Source organism: Hydrogenophaga sp., assembly GCF_018780385.1.
Lineage (GTDB): Bacteria > Pseudomonadota > Gammaproteobacteria > Burkholderiales > Burkholderiaceae_C > Hydrogenophaga.
On the sequence record NZ_JADMJO010000033.1, the window covers coordinates 66,679 to 83,323 of the forward strand.

15 protein-coding genes and 1 pseudogene are annotated in these 16,645 nt (G+C 62.8%); all 16 read right to left on the reverse strand.

What is annotated here, in order from left to right; genetic code table 11:
* Position 1: 1 nt before the first annotated feature.
* The gene (gene tolQ, locus IV113_RS13005; RefSeq protein ID WP_291085561.1) at positions 2–700 is read right to left on the reverse strand and encodes a protein TolQ; all 699 of its coding nucleotides are present in this window, start codon (positions 698–700) and stop codon (positions 2–4) included.
* Between the two features lie 53 nt (positions 701–753).
* Positions 754–1,185 (reverse strand): tol-pal system-associated acyl-CoA thioesterase, encoded by a 432-nt coding sequence (gene ybgC, locus IV113_RS13010; protein ID WP_291085713.1) that lies wholly within the window; start codon positions 1,183–1,185, stop codon positions 754–756.
* 104 nt (positions 1,186–1,289) lie between these two features.
* Positions 1,290–2,510: a pyridoxal phosphate-dependent aminotransferase gene (locus IV113_RS13015; protein ID WP_291085564.1), complete on the reverse strand. Its 1,221-nt coding sequence runs from the start codon at positions 2,508–2,510 to the stop codon at positions 1,290–1,292.
* Positions 2,507–3,037 carry a transcription antitermination factor NusB gene (nusB, locus tag IV113_RS13020; RefSeq protein ID WP_291085566.1) on the reverse strand — a complete coding sequence of 177 codons (531 nt, stop codon included), beginning with the start codon at positions 3,035–3,037 and terminating at the stop codon, positions 2,507–2,509. The genes IV113_RS13015 and nusB overlap by 4 nt, the downstream gene beginning before the upstream one ends.
* 2 nt (positions 3,038–3,039) lie before the next feature.
* Positions 3,040–3,504 (reverse strand): 6,7-dimethyl-8-ribityllumazine synthase, encoded by a 465-nt coding sequence (gene ribH / locus IV113_RS13025; protein WP_291085569.1) that lies wholly within the window; start codon positions 3,502–3,504, stop codon positions 3,040–3,042.
* Between the two features lie 36 nt (positions 3,505–3,540).
* A complete protein-coding gene (ribBA, locus tag IV113_RS13030; protein WP_291085572.1) occupies positions 3,541–4,671 on the reverse strand; it encodes a bifunctional 3,4-dihydroxy-2-butanone-4-phosphate synthase/GTP cyclohydrolase II in 1,131 nt (376 codons plus the stop codon).
* Complete coding sequence (locus IV113_RS13035) at positions 4,668–5,312, reverse strand: riboflavin synthase (protein WP_291085576.1); 645 nt, start codon at positions 5,310–5,312, stop codon at positions 4,668–4,670. The genes ribBA and IV113_RS13035 overlap by 4 nt, the downstream gene beginning before the upstream one ends.
* Positions 5,313–5,403: 91 nt before the next feature.
* The gene (locus tag IV113_RS13040) at positions 5,404–5,967 is read right to left on the reverse strand and encodes a GspH/FimT family pseudopilin (protein ID WP_291085579.1); all 564 of its coding nucleotides are present in this window, start codon (positions 5,965–5,967) and stop codon (positions 5,404–5,406) included.
* Complete coding sequence (locus IV113_RS13045) at positions 5,964–6,440, reverse strand: type IV pilin protein (protein ID WP_291085582.1); 477 nt, start codon at positions 6,438–6,440, stop codon at positions 5,964–5,966. The genes IV113_RS13040 and IV113_RS13045 overlap by 4 nt, the downstream gene beginning before the upstream one ends.
* Positions 6,437–10,471 (reverse strand): PilC/PilY family type IV pilus protein, encoded by a 4,035-nt coding sequence (locus tag IV113_RS13050; RefSeq protein ID WP_291085585.1) that lies wholly within the window; start codon positions 10,469–10,471, stop codon positions 6,437–6,439. The genes IV113_RS13045 and IV113_RS13050 overlap by 4 nt, the downstream gene beginning before the upstream one ends.
* Positions 10,472–10,474: 3 nt before the next feature.
* Complete coding sequence (locus tag IV113_RS13055; protein ID WP_291085588.1) at positions 10,475–11,065, reverse strand: PilX N-terminal domain-containing pilus assembly protein; 591 nt, start codon at positions 11,063–11,065, stop codon at positions 10,475–10,477.
* The gene (locus IV113_RS13060) at positions 11,062–11,916 is read right to left on the reverse strand and encodes a PilW family protein (protein WP_291085591.1); all 855 of its coding nucleotides are present in this window, start codon (positions 11,914–11,916) and stop codon (positions 11,062–11,064) included. The genes IV113_RS13055 and IV113_RS13060 overlap by 4 nt, the downstream gene beginning before the upstream one ends.
* Before the next feature lie 78 nt (positions 11,917–11,994).
* A pseudogene (locus IV113_RS26245) lies at positions 11,995–12,075 on the reverse strand (prepilin-type N-terminal cleavage/methylation domain-containing protein); the annotation flags it as partial.
* The gene (gene pilV, locus IV113_RS13065) at positions 12,072–12,671 is read right to left on the reverse strand and encodes a type IV pilus modification protein PilV (protein ID WP_291085594.1); all 600 of its coding nucleotides are present in this window, start codon (positions 12,669–12,671) and stop codon (positions 12,072–12,074) included. The pseudogene IV113_RS26245 and the gene pilV, both read right to left, overlap by 4 nt.
* Positions 12,672–12,847: 176 nt before the next feature.
* Complete coding sequence (locus IV113_RS13070; protein ID WP_291085597.1) at positions 12,848–13,276, reverse strand: type IV pilin protein; 429 nt, start codon at positions 13,274–13,276, stop codon at positions 12,848–12,850.
* Complete coding sequence (locus IV113_RS13075) at positions 13,276–16,641, reverse strand: PilC/PilY family type IV pilus protein (protein ID WP_291085600.1); 3,366 nt, start codon at positions 16,639–16,641, stop codon at positions 13,276–13,278. Before IV113_RS13075 ends, IV113_RS13070 begins: the two co-directional genes overlap by 1 nt.
* Between the last annotated feature and the right edge of the window lie 4 nt (positions 16,642–16,645).

Below are 16,645 nucleotides of genomic sequence, written 5' to 3' on the forward strand. Positions count from 1 at the left end.
TTCAGTGACCTGACGGCGTTTGAGTCTGCGCGCCGAGGTTGCGCTGCAGGATGTTGGAGAACTCTTCCATGAAGGTCTCCATCGCGTTGGCCACGCGGTCGATGTCGTGCGCGAAGCGGTTGTAGAACACGACCGCCGGGATGGCGGCAAACAGGCCGATGGCGGTAGCCACGAGGGCTTCGGCGATGCCGGGTGCCACGGTGGCCAGCGTCACTTGCGCCAGGGCGGCCAAGCCGGTGAAGGCGTGCATGATGCCCCACACCGTGCCGAACAGGCCCACATAAGGCGAGACCGAGCCGACCGAGGCCAGGAACGAGAGGTTGGTTTCCAGCACATCGAGTTCGCGCTGGAAGCTCGCGCGCATGGCGCGGCGCGCGCCGTCGAGCAGCGCGCCGTTGTCGGTGATGCGGCGCTCGCGCAGCTTCTGGTATTCGCGCATGCCGCTGGCGAAGATGCGTTCCATGGGGCCGCCGTGCTTGGCACTCTGGGCTGCGGCGGCATACAGGTCGTTGAGGTTGGTGCCCGACCAGAACTCGCGCTCGAAGTTATCGTTGTGCGCGCGCACGCGTTTGAGCGAGAACACCTTGCGGAAGATGGCGGCCCAGCTCACCACGGAGACGACCATGAGGAGCACCACAACGGCTTGCACCACCCAACTGGCGTTGAGCATCAATTGAACAATGGAGAGATCTTGGTTCATGCGTGTTCAGAGAAGGCTGGTCGTGAAGAAGTTTCGTGGGCCGGACAGGTTGCTCAAGGGGGCAGCTTGAGCGCGGCGATCACGGCGGGTGGTATGCGTTGCGGCCGCAGGTTGCGGTCGTCGACCCAACCGATCCGGATGGTGCCGCTGCACAGCAATTGAGCTTGTGCATCGCTGCCCGCATCGCTTTGCTGCGGTTTCAGGAGCGCACTCTGCTCAATTGTCATGGACGCGCGGCCCGCATCCACCACCCTTGCTGTAACCAGAAGCAAATCATCGAGCCGGGCAGGGCGGTGGTATTGCAGCTGGGTGTGGGTGACGACGAACATGCCGCCGACCTGCTCGCGCATGCGTTGCTGCTCGATGCCCAACGTGCGCAGCCACTCGGTGCGGGCGCGCTCGAAGAACTTGAGGTAGTTGGCGTAGAACACGATGCCCCCGGCGTCGGTGTCTTCCCAATACACGCGCACCGACCACGTGAACAGTGCCCCCACGCTCCCCGCTTCGCGTGGTTCGCTGCCCCCCCAGGGGGCTGGCCCCGCCTTGGGGCGGCCCGGCGGCGTGGCCGTTGCTGAAGTGTGCGGCAAGCTCACAGCGCTTGCTCCAGGCGAGACACAGCTTCCTGAAGCTGAGCCATCGAATTGGCGGTGGAGAAGCGCAGGTAGCGGCCCGGGTCGGCGTTGCCGAAATCACGCCCGGGCGTGGTGGCCAGTTGGCAGCGGTTCATGAGCTCGAAGGCCAGCGCCCAGCTACCACCTTCGTCGGGCCGTGCGCCTTGCGGCGGGATACCCCACTGTTTACAAAGAGCGGTCACGTCGGCCCAGGCGTAGAAGGCGCCATCCGGCATGACCGGTACGTTCAGGCCCAGGCGGTTGAGTTCGGGAATGAAGTAGTCGCGCCGAGCCTTGAACTCGCTGCGTCGGCGCTCGTATTCGGCCAGGCTGTCGGGCTCGAAGCAGGCCAGCGCCGCATGCTGCGCGATGGTGCTGGCGCAAATGAACAGGTTCTGCGCGAGGCGCTCCACCGCAGGCACCAGCGCGGGTGGCAGCACCAGCCAACCCAGGCGCCAGCCGGTCATGTTGAAGTACTTGGAGAAGCTGTTGATGCTGATGACCTCATCGCCAAGGCCATCTGGCAGACCCAGCGCGCTGTGGCCGAACGCGTCATCAAAGCTCAAGCCGAGGTAGATCTCGTCGACCATCGTCACGCCGCCCTGGGCGCGCACGAAGCGGGCGATGCGCTCCAGCTCGTCGCGGGCGATCGATGTACCGGTGGGATTGGACGGAGAGGCCAGCAACACGCCGCGTGTGGCCGGGTTCCAGTGCGCCTCCACCTGTGCCGCGCTGAGTTGAAAGCGCTTGTCGGGGCCACTCGGGATCATCACCGCGCGACCCTCGGCCGCCTGCACGAACTGCCGGTTGCAGGGGTAACTCGGGTCCGGCATCAGCACTTCGTCACCCGCCTCGATGAGCGTCAGGCAAGCCAGTTGCAGGGCGGCGGAAGCACCAGCGGTGACCACGATGCGGCTTGAATCGACCACGAGGCCGAATCGCGAGGCATACCAGCCGCTGATGGCCTCGCGCAAGGTGGGCAGGCCGAGGGCCTGGGTGTACTGGCTGCGCCCGTCGCGGATCGCACGCTCGGCGGCAGCGGTGACCAGTGGTGGCGCGGTGAAATCGGGCTCGCCGATGTTCAGGTAGATCATCGACCGGTCTCCCGGCTGTGCGTTCGCCGCCAGGAGAGATGCCGCCTTGGCGAGCTCCATCACGTAGAAGGGTTCGACGCGCTGGGCGCGCTGCGCAATCCTCACGGTGCGGCGTTCTTGCGCGGGCCAGGTTTTGACGGCGCAGCGGCCACTTCGGCCGGGCGCAGCTGTGCGGCCAGCTGGTGCAGCACGCCGTTGACGTACTTGTGGCCGTCGGTACCGCCAAACGATTTGGCCAGTTCGATGCATTCGTTGAGCACCACGCGCCAGGGCACGTCCAGGCAGTGCTGGAATTCGTATGCGCCGATCCACAGCACGCCACGCTCAATCGGTGAGAGCTCGACCAATGGGCGATCCAGCAAAGGTGTGATCAGCGTATCCAGCGCGTCCGCCTGTTCGATGCAGCCGTGCAGCAAGGCGTCGAAGTGCACGCTGTCGCATTTGTGGAAGCCGGCGAGGTCGCGCGTGAAGACGTCGATGTCGCTGGCGGCGTTTCGCCCCACCAGATGCTGGTAGATGGCCTGCAGGGCGAATTCCCGGGCGCGGGTGCGGGCCGACTTGTCGGCCGCCTTGCGGCCGATGAGACCGCTCTTGGCTTTTTCGCCCTCGGAGGAGGGAAGTTCTGTGGACATGTTCAGCCTATTTCTTGGAGCAGGTGGGCCATTTCCACCGCCACGCGGGCCGCGTCGCGGCCCTTGTCGGTCTTGCGGGCAATCGCCTGCTCAAGCGTTTCGGTGGTCAGGATGGCGTTGGCGATGGGGATCTGGTAGTCCAGGGACAGGCGCGTGACGCCTGCCCCCGATTCGTTGGCCACCAGTTCGAAGTGGTAGGTTTCGCCGCGGATGATGCAACCCAGGGCAATCAGTGCGTCGAAATCGTCGCGCTCGGCCATGGCCTGCAATGCCACGGGCACCTCGAGTGCGCCCGGCACCTTCACATGCGCGATGTTTTTGTCCTGCACGCCCAGTGCCAGCAGTTCCGCCAGACAAGCGTGGTACAGCGCGTCGGTGATGGGTTCGTTGAAGCGGGCCTGAACGATCCCGATGCTGAGCTTCTTGCCGTCGAGCAAGTGGGCTGTGCCTTTGTCTGCGCCGAACATGTGCGGCTCCGTTTCTTGTTGAATATGTGAATGGGTTCAGCCGTTGCGGCTGAGGTAGCCGGTGATTTCCAGACCGTAGCCGGTCATGCTGGGCATGCGGCGCGGGTTGCCCATGAGCTGCATCTTGTGCACGCCGCAATCACGCAGGATCTGGGCGCCAACGCCGTAGGTGCGCAGGTCCATGCGGCCGCGCTCGGGCGCCTGGGCCGAGCGAGCGGTGCCTTCAAACTGGGCCAGCAATTGCGCTGCGGTCTCCCCGCAGTTGAGCAGCACGGCCACACCGGCGCCAGCTTCGCTGATGTAGCGCAGGCTGGCTTCCAGGCTCCAGGAGTGCATGGAGCGACCGACCTCCAGCGCGTCGAGCACCGACAGTGGCTCGTGAACCCGCACGGCCACCGATTGGTCCGGGCCCCATTCACCTTTGACGAGTGCCAGGTGCAACGCACCGCTGGGCTCGTCGCTGAAGGCGTGCACCTGGAACTCGCCGAACGCGGTGTTCAGGCTGCGGGCGCCCAGCTTTTTCACCAGGCATTCGGTGCGGCTGCGGTGTTCGATCAGATCGGCGATGGTGCCGATCTTCAGGCCGTGCTCGGCGGCAAACACCTGGAGGTCCGGCAGGCGGGCCATCGTGCCGTCGTCCTTCATGATCTCGCAGATCACGGCGCTGGGACTGCAGCCGGCCATGGCGGCCAGATCACAACCGGCTTCTGTGTGGCCGGCGCGCATGAGCACACCACCCTCGACCGCCTGCAACGGGAAAATGTGGCCGGGTTGCACCAGATCGGTGGCAACGGCGTTGGGCGCCACCGCCACCTGCACCGTGCGCGAGCGGTCGGCGGCCGAAATGCCGGTGGTCACGCCCTCGGCGGCTTCGATGGAGATGGTGAAGGCCGTGCCCATCTTGGTCCCGTTGCGCGGCACCATGGGAGGCAGCTGCAGGCGCTCGCAGCGCTCTTTGGTGAGCGTGAGGCAAATCAGGCCACGGCCGAAGCGGGCCATGAAGTTGATGGCTTCTGGTGTCACATGGTCGGCGGCGAGCACGAGGTCGCCTTCGTTTTCGCGGTCTTCCTCGTCCACCAGGATCACCATGCGTCCGGCGCGCATGTCGGCCACGATGTCTTCCACAGGCGAGATGGCCACTGGGGCCAGGGTTTCAGGCGCGTTCATGCGGTTTCCTTGAGATTGATGTGACCGGCGCTGAGCATGCGCTCCACATAGCGTGCGACGGTGTCGATTTCCAGATTGACCGGACTTCCGTCGGTCAACTGGCCCAACGCGGTGTTTTGCACCGTGTGGGGAATGAGGTTGATGCTGAATTCACAGCCGTCGGCACGGTCCTGGATCGAATTGACGGTCAGACTGACGCCGTTGACGGTGATAGAGCCCTTGTAGGCCAGGTATTTTCCGAGGTTCAACGGCGCGATCACGCGCAGCTCCCAGCTCTCGCCCACCTGCGCAAAGCGGGCCACATGCCCGACGCCGTCCACATGGCCGGAGACGATGTGCCCGCCCAGCCGGTCGTGGGCTCGCAGGGCTTTCTCCAGATTGACGCAGTAGCCGGCCTGCGCCAGCCCCGTCGTGCGGGCAAGTGACTCGGCCGAGATGTCGATGGTGAAGTGGTGCTGGGGCAGATCCAGCGAGGTCACGGTCATGCAAGCGCCATTGAGCGCAATGCTGTCGCCCAAGCCGACGTCATCGAGATACCCGGAGGGTGTCTCGATCGTGAGTCGCTTGCCATGGTCCAAAGAGCTGCCCAGGTCGTGGAGGGCGGCGATGCGCCCCACGCCGGTGATGATGCCGGTAAACATCCGGCTATTTTCGCAGGGTTTTGCAGCTCGACTGGTTCGTCAGGCTGTCAGCTCCGCTCAGCCTGAGGCAGAGCGATGAATTGGATCGCCTCTACGTGCGACATCCCGTCTTGGTCGGATCGCAGCGGCGGATGCGGCCCGAGTTGGAGTAAACCACTGCAGTGGCACGACCTTCGGGCAGGTAGAACACCACGCTCCCTCCGAGAGCGCCATCGGTGGTGGTGCGGGGAAAGCCCGCAGGATTGAACATCAGGTAACCGTCCGCCACCGTGCCACGGTCGTCCAGATCATCGTCCTCCTCGCCGTTGTTCATCACGCCATCGGGGGCCGGTCCCTGCTCGACGACCAAAACGTCGGTGTCCGCCGTGTAGGCCATGTCGCGGTCGATGTCGGCGTACACCCGCCAACCCCCGACCCAACCCAGATCTTCATTCGTCACCTGCACCAGCGTGTGCCGCGACAAGCGCATGGCGTTGGCCCGGGCCAGTTGCGCTGCGTTGACGAAATTGCCGGTGACCTGGGCGACAGCGGCATTGCGGGCGAAGGTCTGGTAGCTCGGCACGGCCACCACCATCAACACTGCCGCAATCGAAAGAGTGACCATCAACTCGATGAGCGTGAATCCGGCAGCGGCGCGGCCTCGTTGTTCCGTCATGGCCAGCATGGTTTCAGGGCTGTTGAAGAACTGTTGCAGCGCCGCCGCCCCAGGCTGTCCACGGCGATCTCGGCGGCAGGGGGGTCGGCCAGCGCGGTGGTGCGAGGCACTGCAAACACCTCGATGCAGTCGCGCACTTCGGGCGTTTCTCCGCCCACGGCCTGGCACTCGCGCGCTCCGAGCACATGGCTGGCGTCCGCCACGTTTCCCGAACTCGCGGAATGGGTGCGAAACGGGGTGCTGGCCACCCCCGCTGCGAAAGGCCCCAGGTAAGTGTTGTTCTGTGTCAGGTGGCGTTCTTGCTGTTGCATGAGGTTTGCCAGGGCCGCTCTTGCCTCTGCCCGACGGCCCTTGCGCACCGATTCCAGGTAGGAGGGGTACGCCAGCGCTCCCAGGATGCCCACGATCGCAACCGTGATCATGAGTTCGATCAAGGTGAAGCCTTTGTGGTGGTGGATCGTCCCCGCCTTCATGGCGCAATATCCCGGTGGTTGTGAACCTGGCGCCAGCTCATCCGGCCAACCTGCAAGGTAATGTCGAACTGGTTCGATTGAGCCGCCGTTCCTTTGGACCCCTGCATCAGGACACCCATGCGGTAGGTCGCCGTGCGACGCCCGCTGGTGCTGCTGCCCGAGACCACGGCATTGCCCCTTTCCAGCACCATGGGCCCACCCGGCAGACCTACACCGGAGTCCCATGAGGAGCCGCGGCCGGTCAGCACGTCGATATTGAAGCCACGGCCACCACCGTCGCCGCAAGTGCCGCCCGACGGGCTGAGTGTCGTGAAAATCAGGATCCCACGATCGAGCTGCATCTCTGTCACCTGCCGCTCGCCGGCCGTGCTGGAGAAGTCCAGCACCCAGCCCTCTCTTTGGCTTTCAGCCGTTCCGTATTGGAAAGCTTCAATGTTCACCGCGCCCAGGGTGTTGATGCTGGCACTTTGCAGACGGCTGCGATCGGTGATCGTGCTTGAACTGTCCAGCAGCGCATAAAGCGATGCAGGCGGCGTGGTCGGTGCGCTGTTGTCGGTGACTTCAAGGAACTTGCCAGTGCCAACCACAACAAGCCGTTTCCCGCTGAATCCGGTGGCCGCCACCGGTGCCGACGTGATGGGCTGGCGTTTGTCGGTAGAACTCCTCGCTACAAACATCGGGTTGCGATTTTCGCCCATGGCGTTGACCTGTTCCAGGTTGCTCAATCCGTCGGTAGTGAGGGTGCTGACGCCTTGCTCGCGAAACGACAGGTTCCACACATTGCCTTGCAGATCACCGGCAAGAATGGCCTCCAGGTTGCCGCTTCCCGGCGTCTGGACGGTTGTGATCTGGATCAAACCCGGCGCGGTGGATGCATCTCCGGGCGGCAACTCGATGCGCCAGAAGTTCACCCCCTCCTGCCACGGTCGGGACGACGAGGGCTTCGCTTCAAGGTCGATCAGGAAGATCGAGGGATTGGCGTTGCTGTTGGTGTTTGCATCGCTGCGGTGGTTGTTGACGCCACCGGGCACGATGGCCATCCATTTGTAGGAATCCGTTCCGGCACCAGCGTCGTTCATCCGCACGCGCGCCACCCGTGGTTTGCCAAGAACATTGCCCAGCGCGGGATGATCTGCGTCCGTGAACTCCCACAGCACGTTGTCCTTGGTGAACCCATCGGGATCAGTGACATCGATGGCGAAGATGCCTTGCGCACCTGCGCCTGCACCCGACACCAGCACGCTGCGCCATTGGCCTTCGATCTGGGCCTCTGCTGCTGTGGGCGTGGCATCCAGCAAGGGGCGGTGGACATAGTTGACGTCGGTTATTGCATGGAGGCGTGGGACGAGAAAGCCCGGGATGTAGGCAAACGCCTCGCTACCGTCGTCGGCTCGGAAGGCATGGAGCATGCCGTCGTTGGCATTGGCAAACACCACGGGCGTGCGGGTCTTGTTGGTTTCGCGGAAGGCGGCGTAGCCCGTTCCGCTCAACGTGGGAGTGGGTGCGCCTTGGTACACCAGACCTGCGTTCACCACGCTACCCAGTACCAGCTGGCGGGGACGGAATGGCAGCAAAAGGTTGGACCGGCTCTGTTCCTGGCGGCGATCACCCCGCAGGTAGTGCAGGCGGTCCGAGCCCAGGCTGTCGGCGGTGCCTGACGGGTCCCGGTTCAGTGCACTCTTGTGCGCTGAAGCCAAAGAGCCATCCCACACAAACGGAGAGGGATCCAGCGTGCCCTGCTGCCCCAGGGGAGCGCCCACCACGATGTTGCGATCAGCGCCATGGTCAGCCCGCGTGCGCAAGGTCAGCATTTCTGCTGCATCCCATTCGGGGGTGTTTGCCACTGTGACCACTCCTGTGCTGGACGAGAGGCTCAAGGCAAACTTGCGAACCCTGCCGCTCCAGTCGTTGGATTCCGGGTTGAAGCTGCCTTGAAACACGGCGGCGGCCTCGTCGCTGCGCAGTTGCTGGGACGAAGCTGCTCCGCCGGCGATGCTCCTGGTTTCAGTGGCCAGTGACCGGAAGACTTCAGCGATGGAATCCAGGAAGGTTTGCGGATCGCTCACCACGAAGTAGTTCCGCGCATCGCCATCGGCACGTTGCCAGGATAGATTTTCGCCCGATGCGTAGGGACTGCCCGTATTGCCAGTGAGGCTGTCGTCGAAGCCGCCATATTTGGCCGCCAGAAAGAGCTGCGTGCCTCGACGCAGGGTGGCGTTGGAGCCAGTGGTGTTGTAGGAGTTGACGTCGATGGAAAAGGTGCTGATGCGGGCCTTGGGCAGATCTGTGCGGAAGCTTTGCGTGTTGGCGAAATGCGCCAAACCAGCCATCAAGTAGGAGCCCGTCGACTCAACGACGACGTTGGTCGCGATGTTGGACAAATCCACACGGTAGGGATCGTTCAGTGAAATGTTGAAGGCTTTTTGCGCTTTACCGGTGCTGTCGGTGTAGCTCACCCCCAGGTTGGCTTCAAACGAACCCACCACGTTGGTCCACTTTTCCACGTCAAGTGGCACAGGCTCTTCTTCAGAGGCTCGAATGCCGTCGCCGCCGCGTATCTTTTTGTTGCCTGGCAGGTAGCGATCGCCGTGCGTGAAGGCATCGGCGATGGCCAGTACGTTGTTGCGCAGGCAACTGCGCCCTTCTCCCGTGTTGTCTTTGAAACCCGTAAATGGGTCCGTCCACGTCCGGTACGCAGGAAAGTTTTCCGCCAACGATCGGTCACTGGCTGACGTGCCGCTGAGTCCGGCGGTGGCCAACGGCGTGGGCTGTTGGCCCTGCAGATAGCGGAAGGCCTCGTAGTAGAGCTCGCTCAAAGGGTCCCAGTCCTTGGTCGTGCCGAGTGCATCGGGATCGAGAGCGCTGAAGCCGTTGATGTAGGTGATGGCGCCCGACTGGCCATAGCCCTGATCGCCGTAGTCGGCGTGGCCCAACTGGGGATTGCGGTTGAAAACCCCGGTCACGGAATCCCATTCGCTGTGTGGATTCGTGGCGGCCATCAGATCGAAATTGGCATCGAACTGCTTCGAGCCGAGGTACTTCAAAGGTGTCCGCATCACACCGCCGTAGCGGAAATAGTTGTCGTCGTTCAGGTAAGAGAAAACACTCACCCGAACGTTGTCGGAGTTGACCTGGAATTGCCCGACAGGTTTGAAAAAGGTACCACCGCTGGCGTTTTGGTATGGAAAGCACAGGCCGCTCCAACGACGGGTCGTCTGGTTCTGGAGCATCGGGCGGTTGGCGGCGCTGTTGGCATCGCACACCATGACGCGGGTTAGGTAAAACCGCCCCTGAGAGGTATCACCATGCCTGACCAGCCGGTCACTTTGGGCGTTCGCAACACCAAAGGGATTCAGGCAATCCGTGCCCCCGTCGTTCTCCTTGGCGAAATACACCCGGTTGATGCAATTGCGGATGAAAATGCCATCTGTGAATTCACTGGCCGCAAAAGGTGTGCGCAGTGCGATTTGATCCGTGCGAAGACGCTTCAAGGGGAAGAATGGCCCGGAGTACGAAGAACCAGGCAGATAGGCCCTCTCGAGGATGGTTCTGCCAGCGCCTGTGCCTTCGTCGAATACACGGGTCCCTCCCGTCAGGCCGTACCGCATGATGTCGATGGCCGACGTGGTGGCCCAATTGAGAAAGTTGCCATCGAACGACTGGCCGCTAGGGCAGGCTGCATCAATGGTGCTTTTGGCGCTGCTGTAGGAAAAGTACTCGCCAGTGATTCCACTGGCTGTGACATTGGCGTAGCAAACCATGTGGTCGTAGTAGCCGATGTACTTTCGATTTGGATTGAAATCGTTGAGATCGCCGGGGGAGGATGTGTAGGCAGATCCTAAGGTAGGCGTTTCCACCGACAGGGCCAGTATGAGGTTGGCCTTGGCCTTCGATCCGTTCAGGTACAGGGGATCGTTGGGCAGCGAAACCAAAGGCGTAGTAGTGGTCTCTTGGTTGAATGCCAGGCCTGCCACGGTGGCCACTGCTACGCAGAGCACGATGCCCCAGACTTTTCGAGCGATGTTCGCCACGGCTTACTCCTTGCGAAAGAACATTTGCAGCATCACCTGGATTTCCTCGCGCGGGCCGAAGCCCACGGCCGTGACCCGGTACAGATTGCGCGGAGCGCCCTCGTTGCCGCCAGGTGTGGGGTCGGGGATGAGTTCGATGAGATAACGCGGTGTCCGCGCGGGCTGCACGCCACTGGTGCCCGCCGCGTACTGCCGGCCTGTGTAGTCGCCAAAAGCCACGGTGCGGTTGGTGTCCGTGAAGCTGACGGTTGACCAGATCGGGCTTTCGCCGGCGCTCGCGGGCAAACACATGCCCACGGTGGTGCTGCCGGTGCTGCACCCCTCTTCGAAGCCAGCGATGGAGGTGGGGGAGAAGAGGCTCGAGCGGGTGGAGCCCGGGCCCCGGATGTCCAACTCGGCGTCGAGCAGGGCCGCTTCGGCGGCCTGGAATGCGATCAAGCGGTCACGGTCGTAGCGGCTGCTGCGTTCGGACATGAGGACCAGTTGGGAAGCCGCGACCCCGAGCAGACTGGCGATCACCAGCAGCACCAGCGTGGCGATCAGGGAAAAGCCCCGCTCGCGCTTGGCGGAGGAATGCGTGAAGGGCCGCTTCATGGCATGGTCAGGTCATTGCGCAAATGCACAGTGAAGCTGTGCAATGTGCGTAAGCGCCCATCGGCCGGAGTCACCAACACACTGCCAACATCGTTGACATCAGCGAAGGTGGTGCCCAATGGCCAGAAGGTCTTGGCGGCGACTTCGACAGCAGAACCGACAGGACCGCGGACGACCAAGCCGACACGCACGGCCCGAACGCGCCGCCAGTTGGCTCGTGTGGCGGAGGCATCACCTGCCACCGTGAGCTGGTCGGCGCGCAACCAGCGATCGGCCACACTGTCGTTGGTGTTTGCCGCTGGTGCAACCCCTGGTTCCACCGCATCGGTGCCATACAGCACCTGAAAACTCTCGACACCTTCTACCAGTGGCCTTGAGTCTTTCCAGGCACCGCTGTAGGTGGCGCAGCTCAGCGAGGCTTCACCGCTGTCGCTGTTTCTGGACACGTGGAAAAGGCTGATCGACCGTTCTTCAAGCTTGGCAGTGGGGGGCGCTGCTTCGGCACCCCCACCGCAGTTGAGCATTGTGCGATCACCGGTGGCAGCGTTGCTCGCTGCGCTCATGCCTTGGAACCGGATCACCAGAATGTCGCTGCCGTTGAGGCAGGTCGTGGTGGTGTCGCTGCCGCATTTGTCGGGTCGATCGTCGTTGGTGATGTCGGTGCTGGTGCTCAGCTTCTGGTCGGACGGGACGGCATAGAACGCGTTGTCCCAGCCAAAAATGTCGGGTTCGAGGTCGATCGCGGAGTTCTGAAGCCGCGCCACCGATTGCAGGTTGGCTTGTGGGTTTCCCCAGTCCTCATAGCCAGCTTGAAGGATCACCGACGTCAGCAGTTCGGTGGCCAGGCGCACCTTGTCTCGGGCCGCCGAACCGTGGTCCACCGCATTGAATCCCCGACTGGCGCTGAAAAGAAGCCCGATGGCCACGAGCACTAGAAGCAGACCCAGGGTCATGGACACCAACAGTTCGACCAGCGAAAGGCCGCGTTGCTTGATGCGGGTGCCTTTCATGACGCACTGCCCGCTGTGACCGGGATCACAACAAGTGGGCTGGATGCAGCCGATCCAAAAATCAAGGTGCCTTTGGTGTTGATGCGCGTCCAGGCGATCTTGGCCACCAACACATCACCCGTGTCGTCGCAGTCCCATTCGGCTGCGCCAGTGGTGGCGTGAAAAGGGGTGCTGTCAAAGCAGATGCGAACGCGCGGAGAGGGCAGCTCGGACTGCAGCCGCCCCATCCATTCATGGACCTGCCATTGCGCGTTGCTCAGGCGTTGCGCGTCCGTGTTGCCGGAGCACGTGTCCACCCGACAGTTGACCGGTGGCGCTACCAAGGCTCCCGAGTCATGGTCGATCAAGTAGGGATTGGCCGTCGGCAGGGTATTGAGCGCGACCCGGTGGTTGCCACGCATGGCTTCGGCCAATTCCCCGGCCAGCGCGGCGGCGACCACTTGGTAGCGCGTCTGCGTGTTGGCTTGCAACGCTGCCGCCTGCATGCCCGCTGACCCCAGCATCCCGATGCTCAGGATGATGATGGTGACCAGGACTTCAATCAGGCTGAAGCCCGCTTGGTGCGTGCATGGGGATATGTGAGGTGCTGAGGACATGCCCACACTCTAGCTTCAAAAATGAATTTTAAAGTGGCATAGGTTGGCAGCCTTACACCGTGCTTTGTAGGTTAAATTAATACTTCATTCGACGTGCTGGCCTGTGGTCGGTAGTTGCGTTGAGGCGTCGAAAGGCGGACACACAACTTGCCGTAAGGCTTGGAAATCGTTGCGCTTTACCGGTTCCAGCACTCCATCGGCCCCAGCGGAACTGGCACCTCGACGGTAGGAGCTTGCGCTCTTGTGCCAGCCTGATCGGTCCGGAAGGACGCGCACCGGTCACTTGACTGAGCAGCATTGGGCGTCGCCGTCAAGGTGTAGCCAATGCCGTTGGAAACGGCAACGATGTTGTAGCGCCCACCCTCGACGAACAGCACGCCGGGTGGAATGGCGGCTGTGAGCGGGTAGGTGCCTTGCGCCGTGGCGGTGCGCTCCATCCACTGGGCAGCCTGCAAAAGCGCCGCGCGTGCATTGGCGCGGTGGCTTCGCATCACATACTCGTTGTAGCTGGGCAAAGCCACCGCCGCGAGCAACGCCACCACAGCCACCGCGATCATCAGTTCGATCAACGTGAATCCGCGGTTTGGGCGGCGGAAACAGGACATCAGCGCACCTCCCGCCAGTCGGCGCGGGCGCCTCGGCTGTTGCCAAGCTGCAGTTTGCCGCGCGGGATACAGCCACTGCCTCCGCATGCTTGCACCGAGCCCGGGCCATTGACGACGTTCGTACCGAGCTCGCCGCTACCCTCATAGCCCTGGTTGCTGACGTTGAAAAAATCAACGTCCTGAAGGCCATCGATACCCACGAGCTCGTCCGACGCCACCAGCACACTCGTGGCATTTTTCATGTTCATGCTGGCATCGCTGCTGAAGAACACAGGCGAAGAAGAGGGGCGGCCAGTGATCATGTTCAGCACGGTCATCCTGGCCTGCCCGGCGGCGGTCTGAGGGTCGCAACTTTCGCCACCCGCGGTGGGGGACGGAGCCATGCTGGGGATGATCACCCGCTGGCCTTGCAGGGGGCTTGGCGGATTGAGCACGCGCTCACCACTGAGCGGAAGATCCATGAACCAACCGCGTTTCGCGGTGTTGTCGGTGCGCGAATACGAAATGGTGTTGTCGGAGGAGTTGGAGTAGATCGTGTCGACCATGTCGCCGTCTGTCTCTGTTTGGGTCACCGCCGTGGTGATGCTCTGTTGCACCAGCCCATCACGACCCGCCGTTATGGGCTGCGCGTCGGCCAGCTGGAGCAGTTTGGCCTCCGTGTCGAGAGCATCGATGATGGGAGTGAACTTGCTTTTGTCCCAGACGGAGTAGATCGTCTGTACAGCGGCGCTGGCCGGGTCGCTCGCCTGCATGTTCTGGCCGGTGCCGAACATGACCTGGGTTCCGCCCATGGGGTGGGCCATGATCAAAGGTGCGGTGGTGATCGGTTGCACGGTCGACGCGGCGTCTCGGGCAACGAAGAGCGGTTTGCAGGCGGTCGAGTCCTTGCAGGGCTGCGCGGCACCGTCCCAGGCGCTGACGCCCCAGTCGGTGTCGCTCTTGCTGGAGAGGTCGAATTTCCACAATTGCCCCTTCAGATCACCCGCGTAGGCGATGTCGATCATGCCATTGGCGTTGAGGTCGACCAGTCGAGGCGGTGCCAGGCCATTCGATGCACTGGTGGTGGAGTTGGCGACGATGCGCAGCAGGCTGCGATCTCCATCCAGGTACTGGATCAGCAACACCGGCCGCTCATTGAAGCTGTTCACGCCATTGCCCAGCACCACGGCCCAGCGCTTGTTGTTGAGCTTGACTATCTGTTCGCTGCGGCCGCCGGACAAGGTGTCGGTCACTGGCGCGCCGTAAATGTGGCCAACGTCCTGATGGTCGTCGAATGCACCAGTGGAGTTGCCGGGAAATGTTCGATCCAACCAGACCGAGGTGTTGGTCACATTGGTGGGGTCGGTGACGTCCGCCACGAAAAAGCCACGGCCGCCTCCCCCCAGCCCGCTAACCAGAACCGTTCGCCAATTGGGGGTGGGCGGCGTGCTTGCGTTGGCGACCCAGCTGGTATCGACATCGCCGGTGAATGGGTGTCCGTCCACGAAGTGGCGGTGGGTGTATTGGGGCAAGGTGTAGTCGCGCAGGCCAGCGTATGCAGCGCGCGGCACATAGGCAAAGCGTTCTGCACCTGTGGCACCGTCAAAGGCGTGCAGCATGCCGCCGTTGGCGCCGATATAGACCGTGTCTGGCCGGTTGATGTGCGTCGAGCGGAAGCTGGCGTGACCGGCATGCTCGAACTTCAGCCGCTTTGGAGCAGCCACCGTCCAAAGATTGGAGTTCACGACCGTGCCCATGCGGGACGCCCGCTGGCGAAAGCTGCCGGCCGGTGCCTCGCGTGACCGGTCTCCGCGAAGGTAGTCCACCCTTTGCCCGCCCACGGTGGCGGTGTCGGAGCCGCGCAAAGCAGTTTGTTGCTCTGAGCTCAGCGATGTCCAGTTGAAGTTGATGCCTGCTGCGCCCGAATGCGAGAGGATGCGCCGGTCTGCCCAGTTCAGCCCGGTCGCATCGAGTTTGGAGGACGCCGTCCAGATGGGCAGCGTATCCACCGTTCGCGTGGCCGCGCTGATCTTGTAGGCTTCCACGTCACCGCTGAAGCGCTCCATGTCGTAGCTGGCGAGGTATATGCGGCCATCGGTGCGAAGTTGCGTTGAGTTCGCGGCGATGCTCACGCGAGCCTGCCCGTTCTCCGAGGAAAGACCCTCCAGGATGCCCTTGAACGCGTTCACCAGAGACTGAGCATCGGGCGCCGGAATGAAACGGCCACGGCTGTTGAGTGCCGTGTGCCACAGGTCGGCCTTGCGCGCGTCGGCGCGAATTTCATAGTTGGCGTCACCGTCGCAAGGAAGGTTGCCTGCTCCACTGACCGACGCGTTGCAGAAAGGCGTGACCCAGATCTTGTCTCCCCGGATGAGTGGGGCAAGACCTGAGAAGGTGTCGCCCATCCAGGTGGGATAGGACGTGTTCGTTGACCATTGGGCAGCGCTTTTGAATCCGATGGTGTAGGTCACCATGTGTTGCCATGTGGCGGGATTGTTGCGGGGGTTCCAGTAGCTCTCCAGTTCGGCGGGTGCACTGGTTGTGCCGAAGTTTTGCTCGGAAAACTGCTCGGCCGGCACCGGTTTGAGATGGTTGGGAATACTGGGCTGCAGGTCGCGTGACCAGTAGTAGAAGGCGAGATCAGACAATGTGCTCAGCGTGGAACTGCCCCAGGTGTCGCGGTAGAGGCGGGTCTGCGTGTTGGTAGAGGCGACGGAATAGAGCGTGCCGTCGGGCAAAACAGTTTCGGTTCCGTCTGCATTGCCGCCGCGAACAATGCGTGTGCCGGGCGGGCCGGAGGTATCGCGTTCGCCCGAGGCCCAGGAGTGGCCGTACTCTCCGTCGGTCATGAGGATGTGGTACGACCTGCGGCACGACAACACAGGCAACTCTTCGGTGCCAGGATGAGCAGCCCATGGACTGTTGGTGCCCAAACCCGTGGCGCTGAGATACTGGCCTGCGTTGTCCATCATGAAGTGAGAGGGCGTGCCTCGCACGATGGCGATCGAATCGACCCAGTTGAAGAAGTTGGTTCGGTGTTGCCCGGCAAGTCGTCGCATGCCGTTGTACCCTCGGCAGATGCCCGTGGTGCTGGTGCTGCTTCCGGGAATGGTGTTGCAGCCATGCATGGATTGCCATGCCAGGCGGATCTGGTCGTCGGGAAGGTTGCTCGCGGCGAAGGTGGTTTTGAGCGCGGTGCGCAGTTCGGCAACCCCGGTGGAGCCCATGCTGGTGGAGTTGTCCACCGAGACGATGATGTTGGGCGCCGGGTCCCGGGCCAGTGTGGGTGGTGCCTGAGAGAGCAACAGGGGTGCCGCCACGACGGCCTGACTGAATCCGGCGATGGTCAGAGCGGCAGCGCGCGGGGTGAACGTAAAGGATGGCATGGCG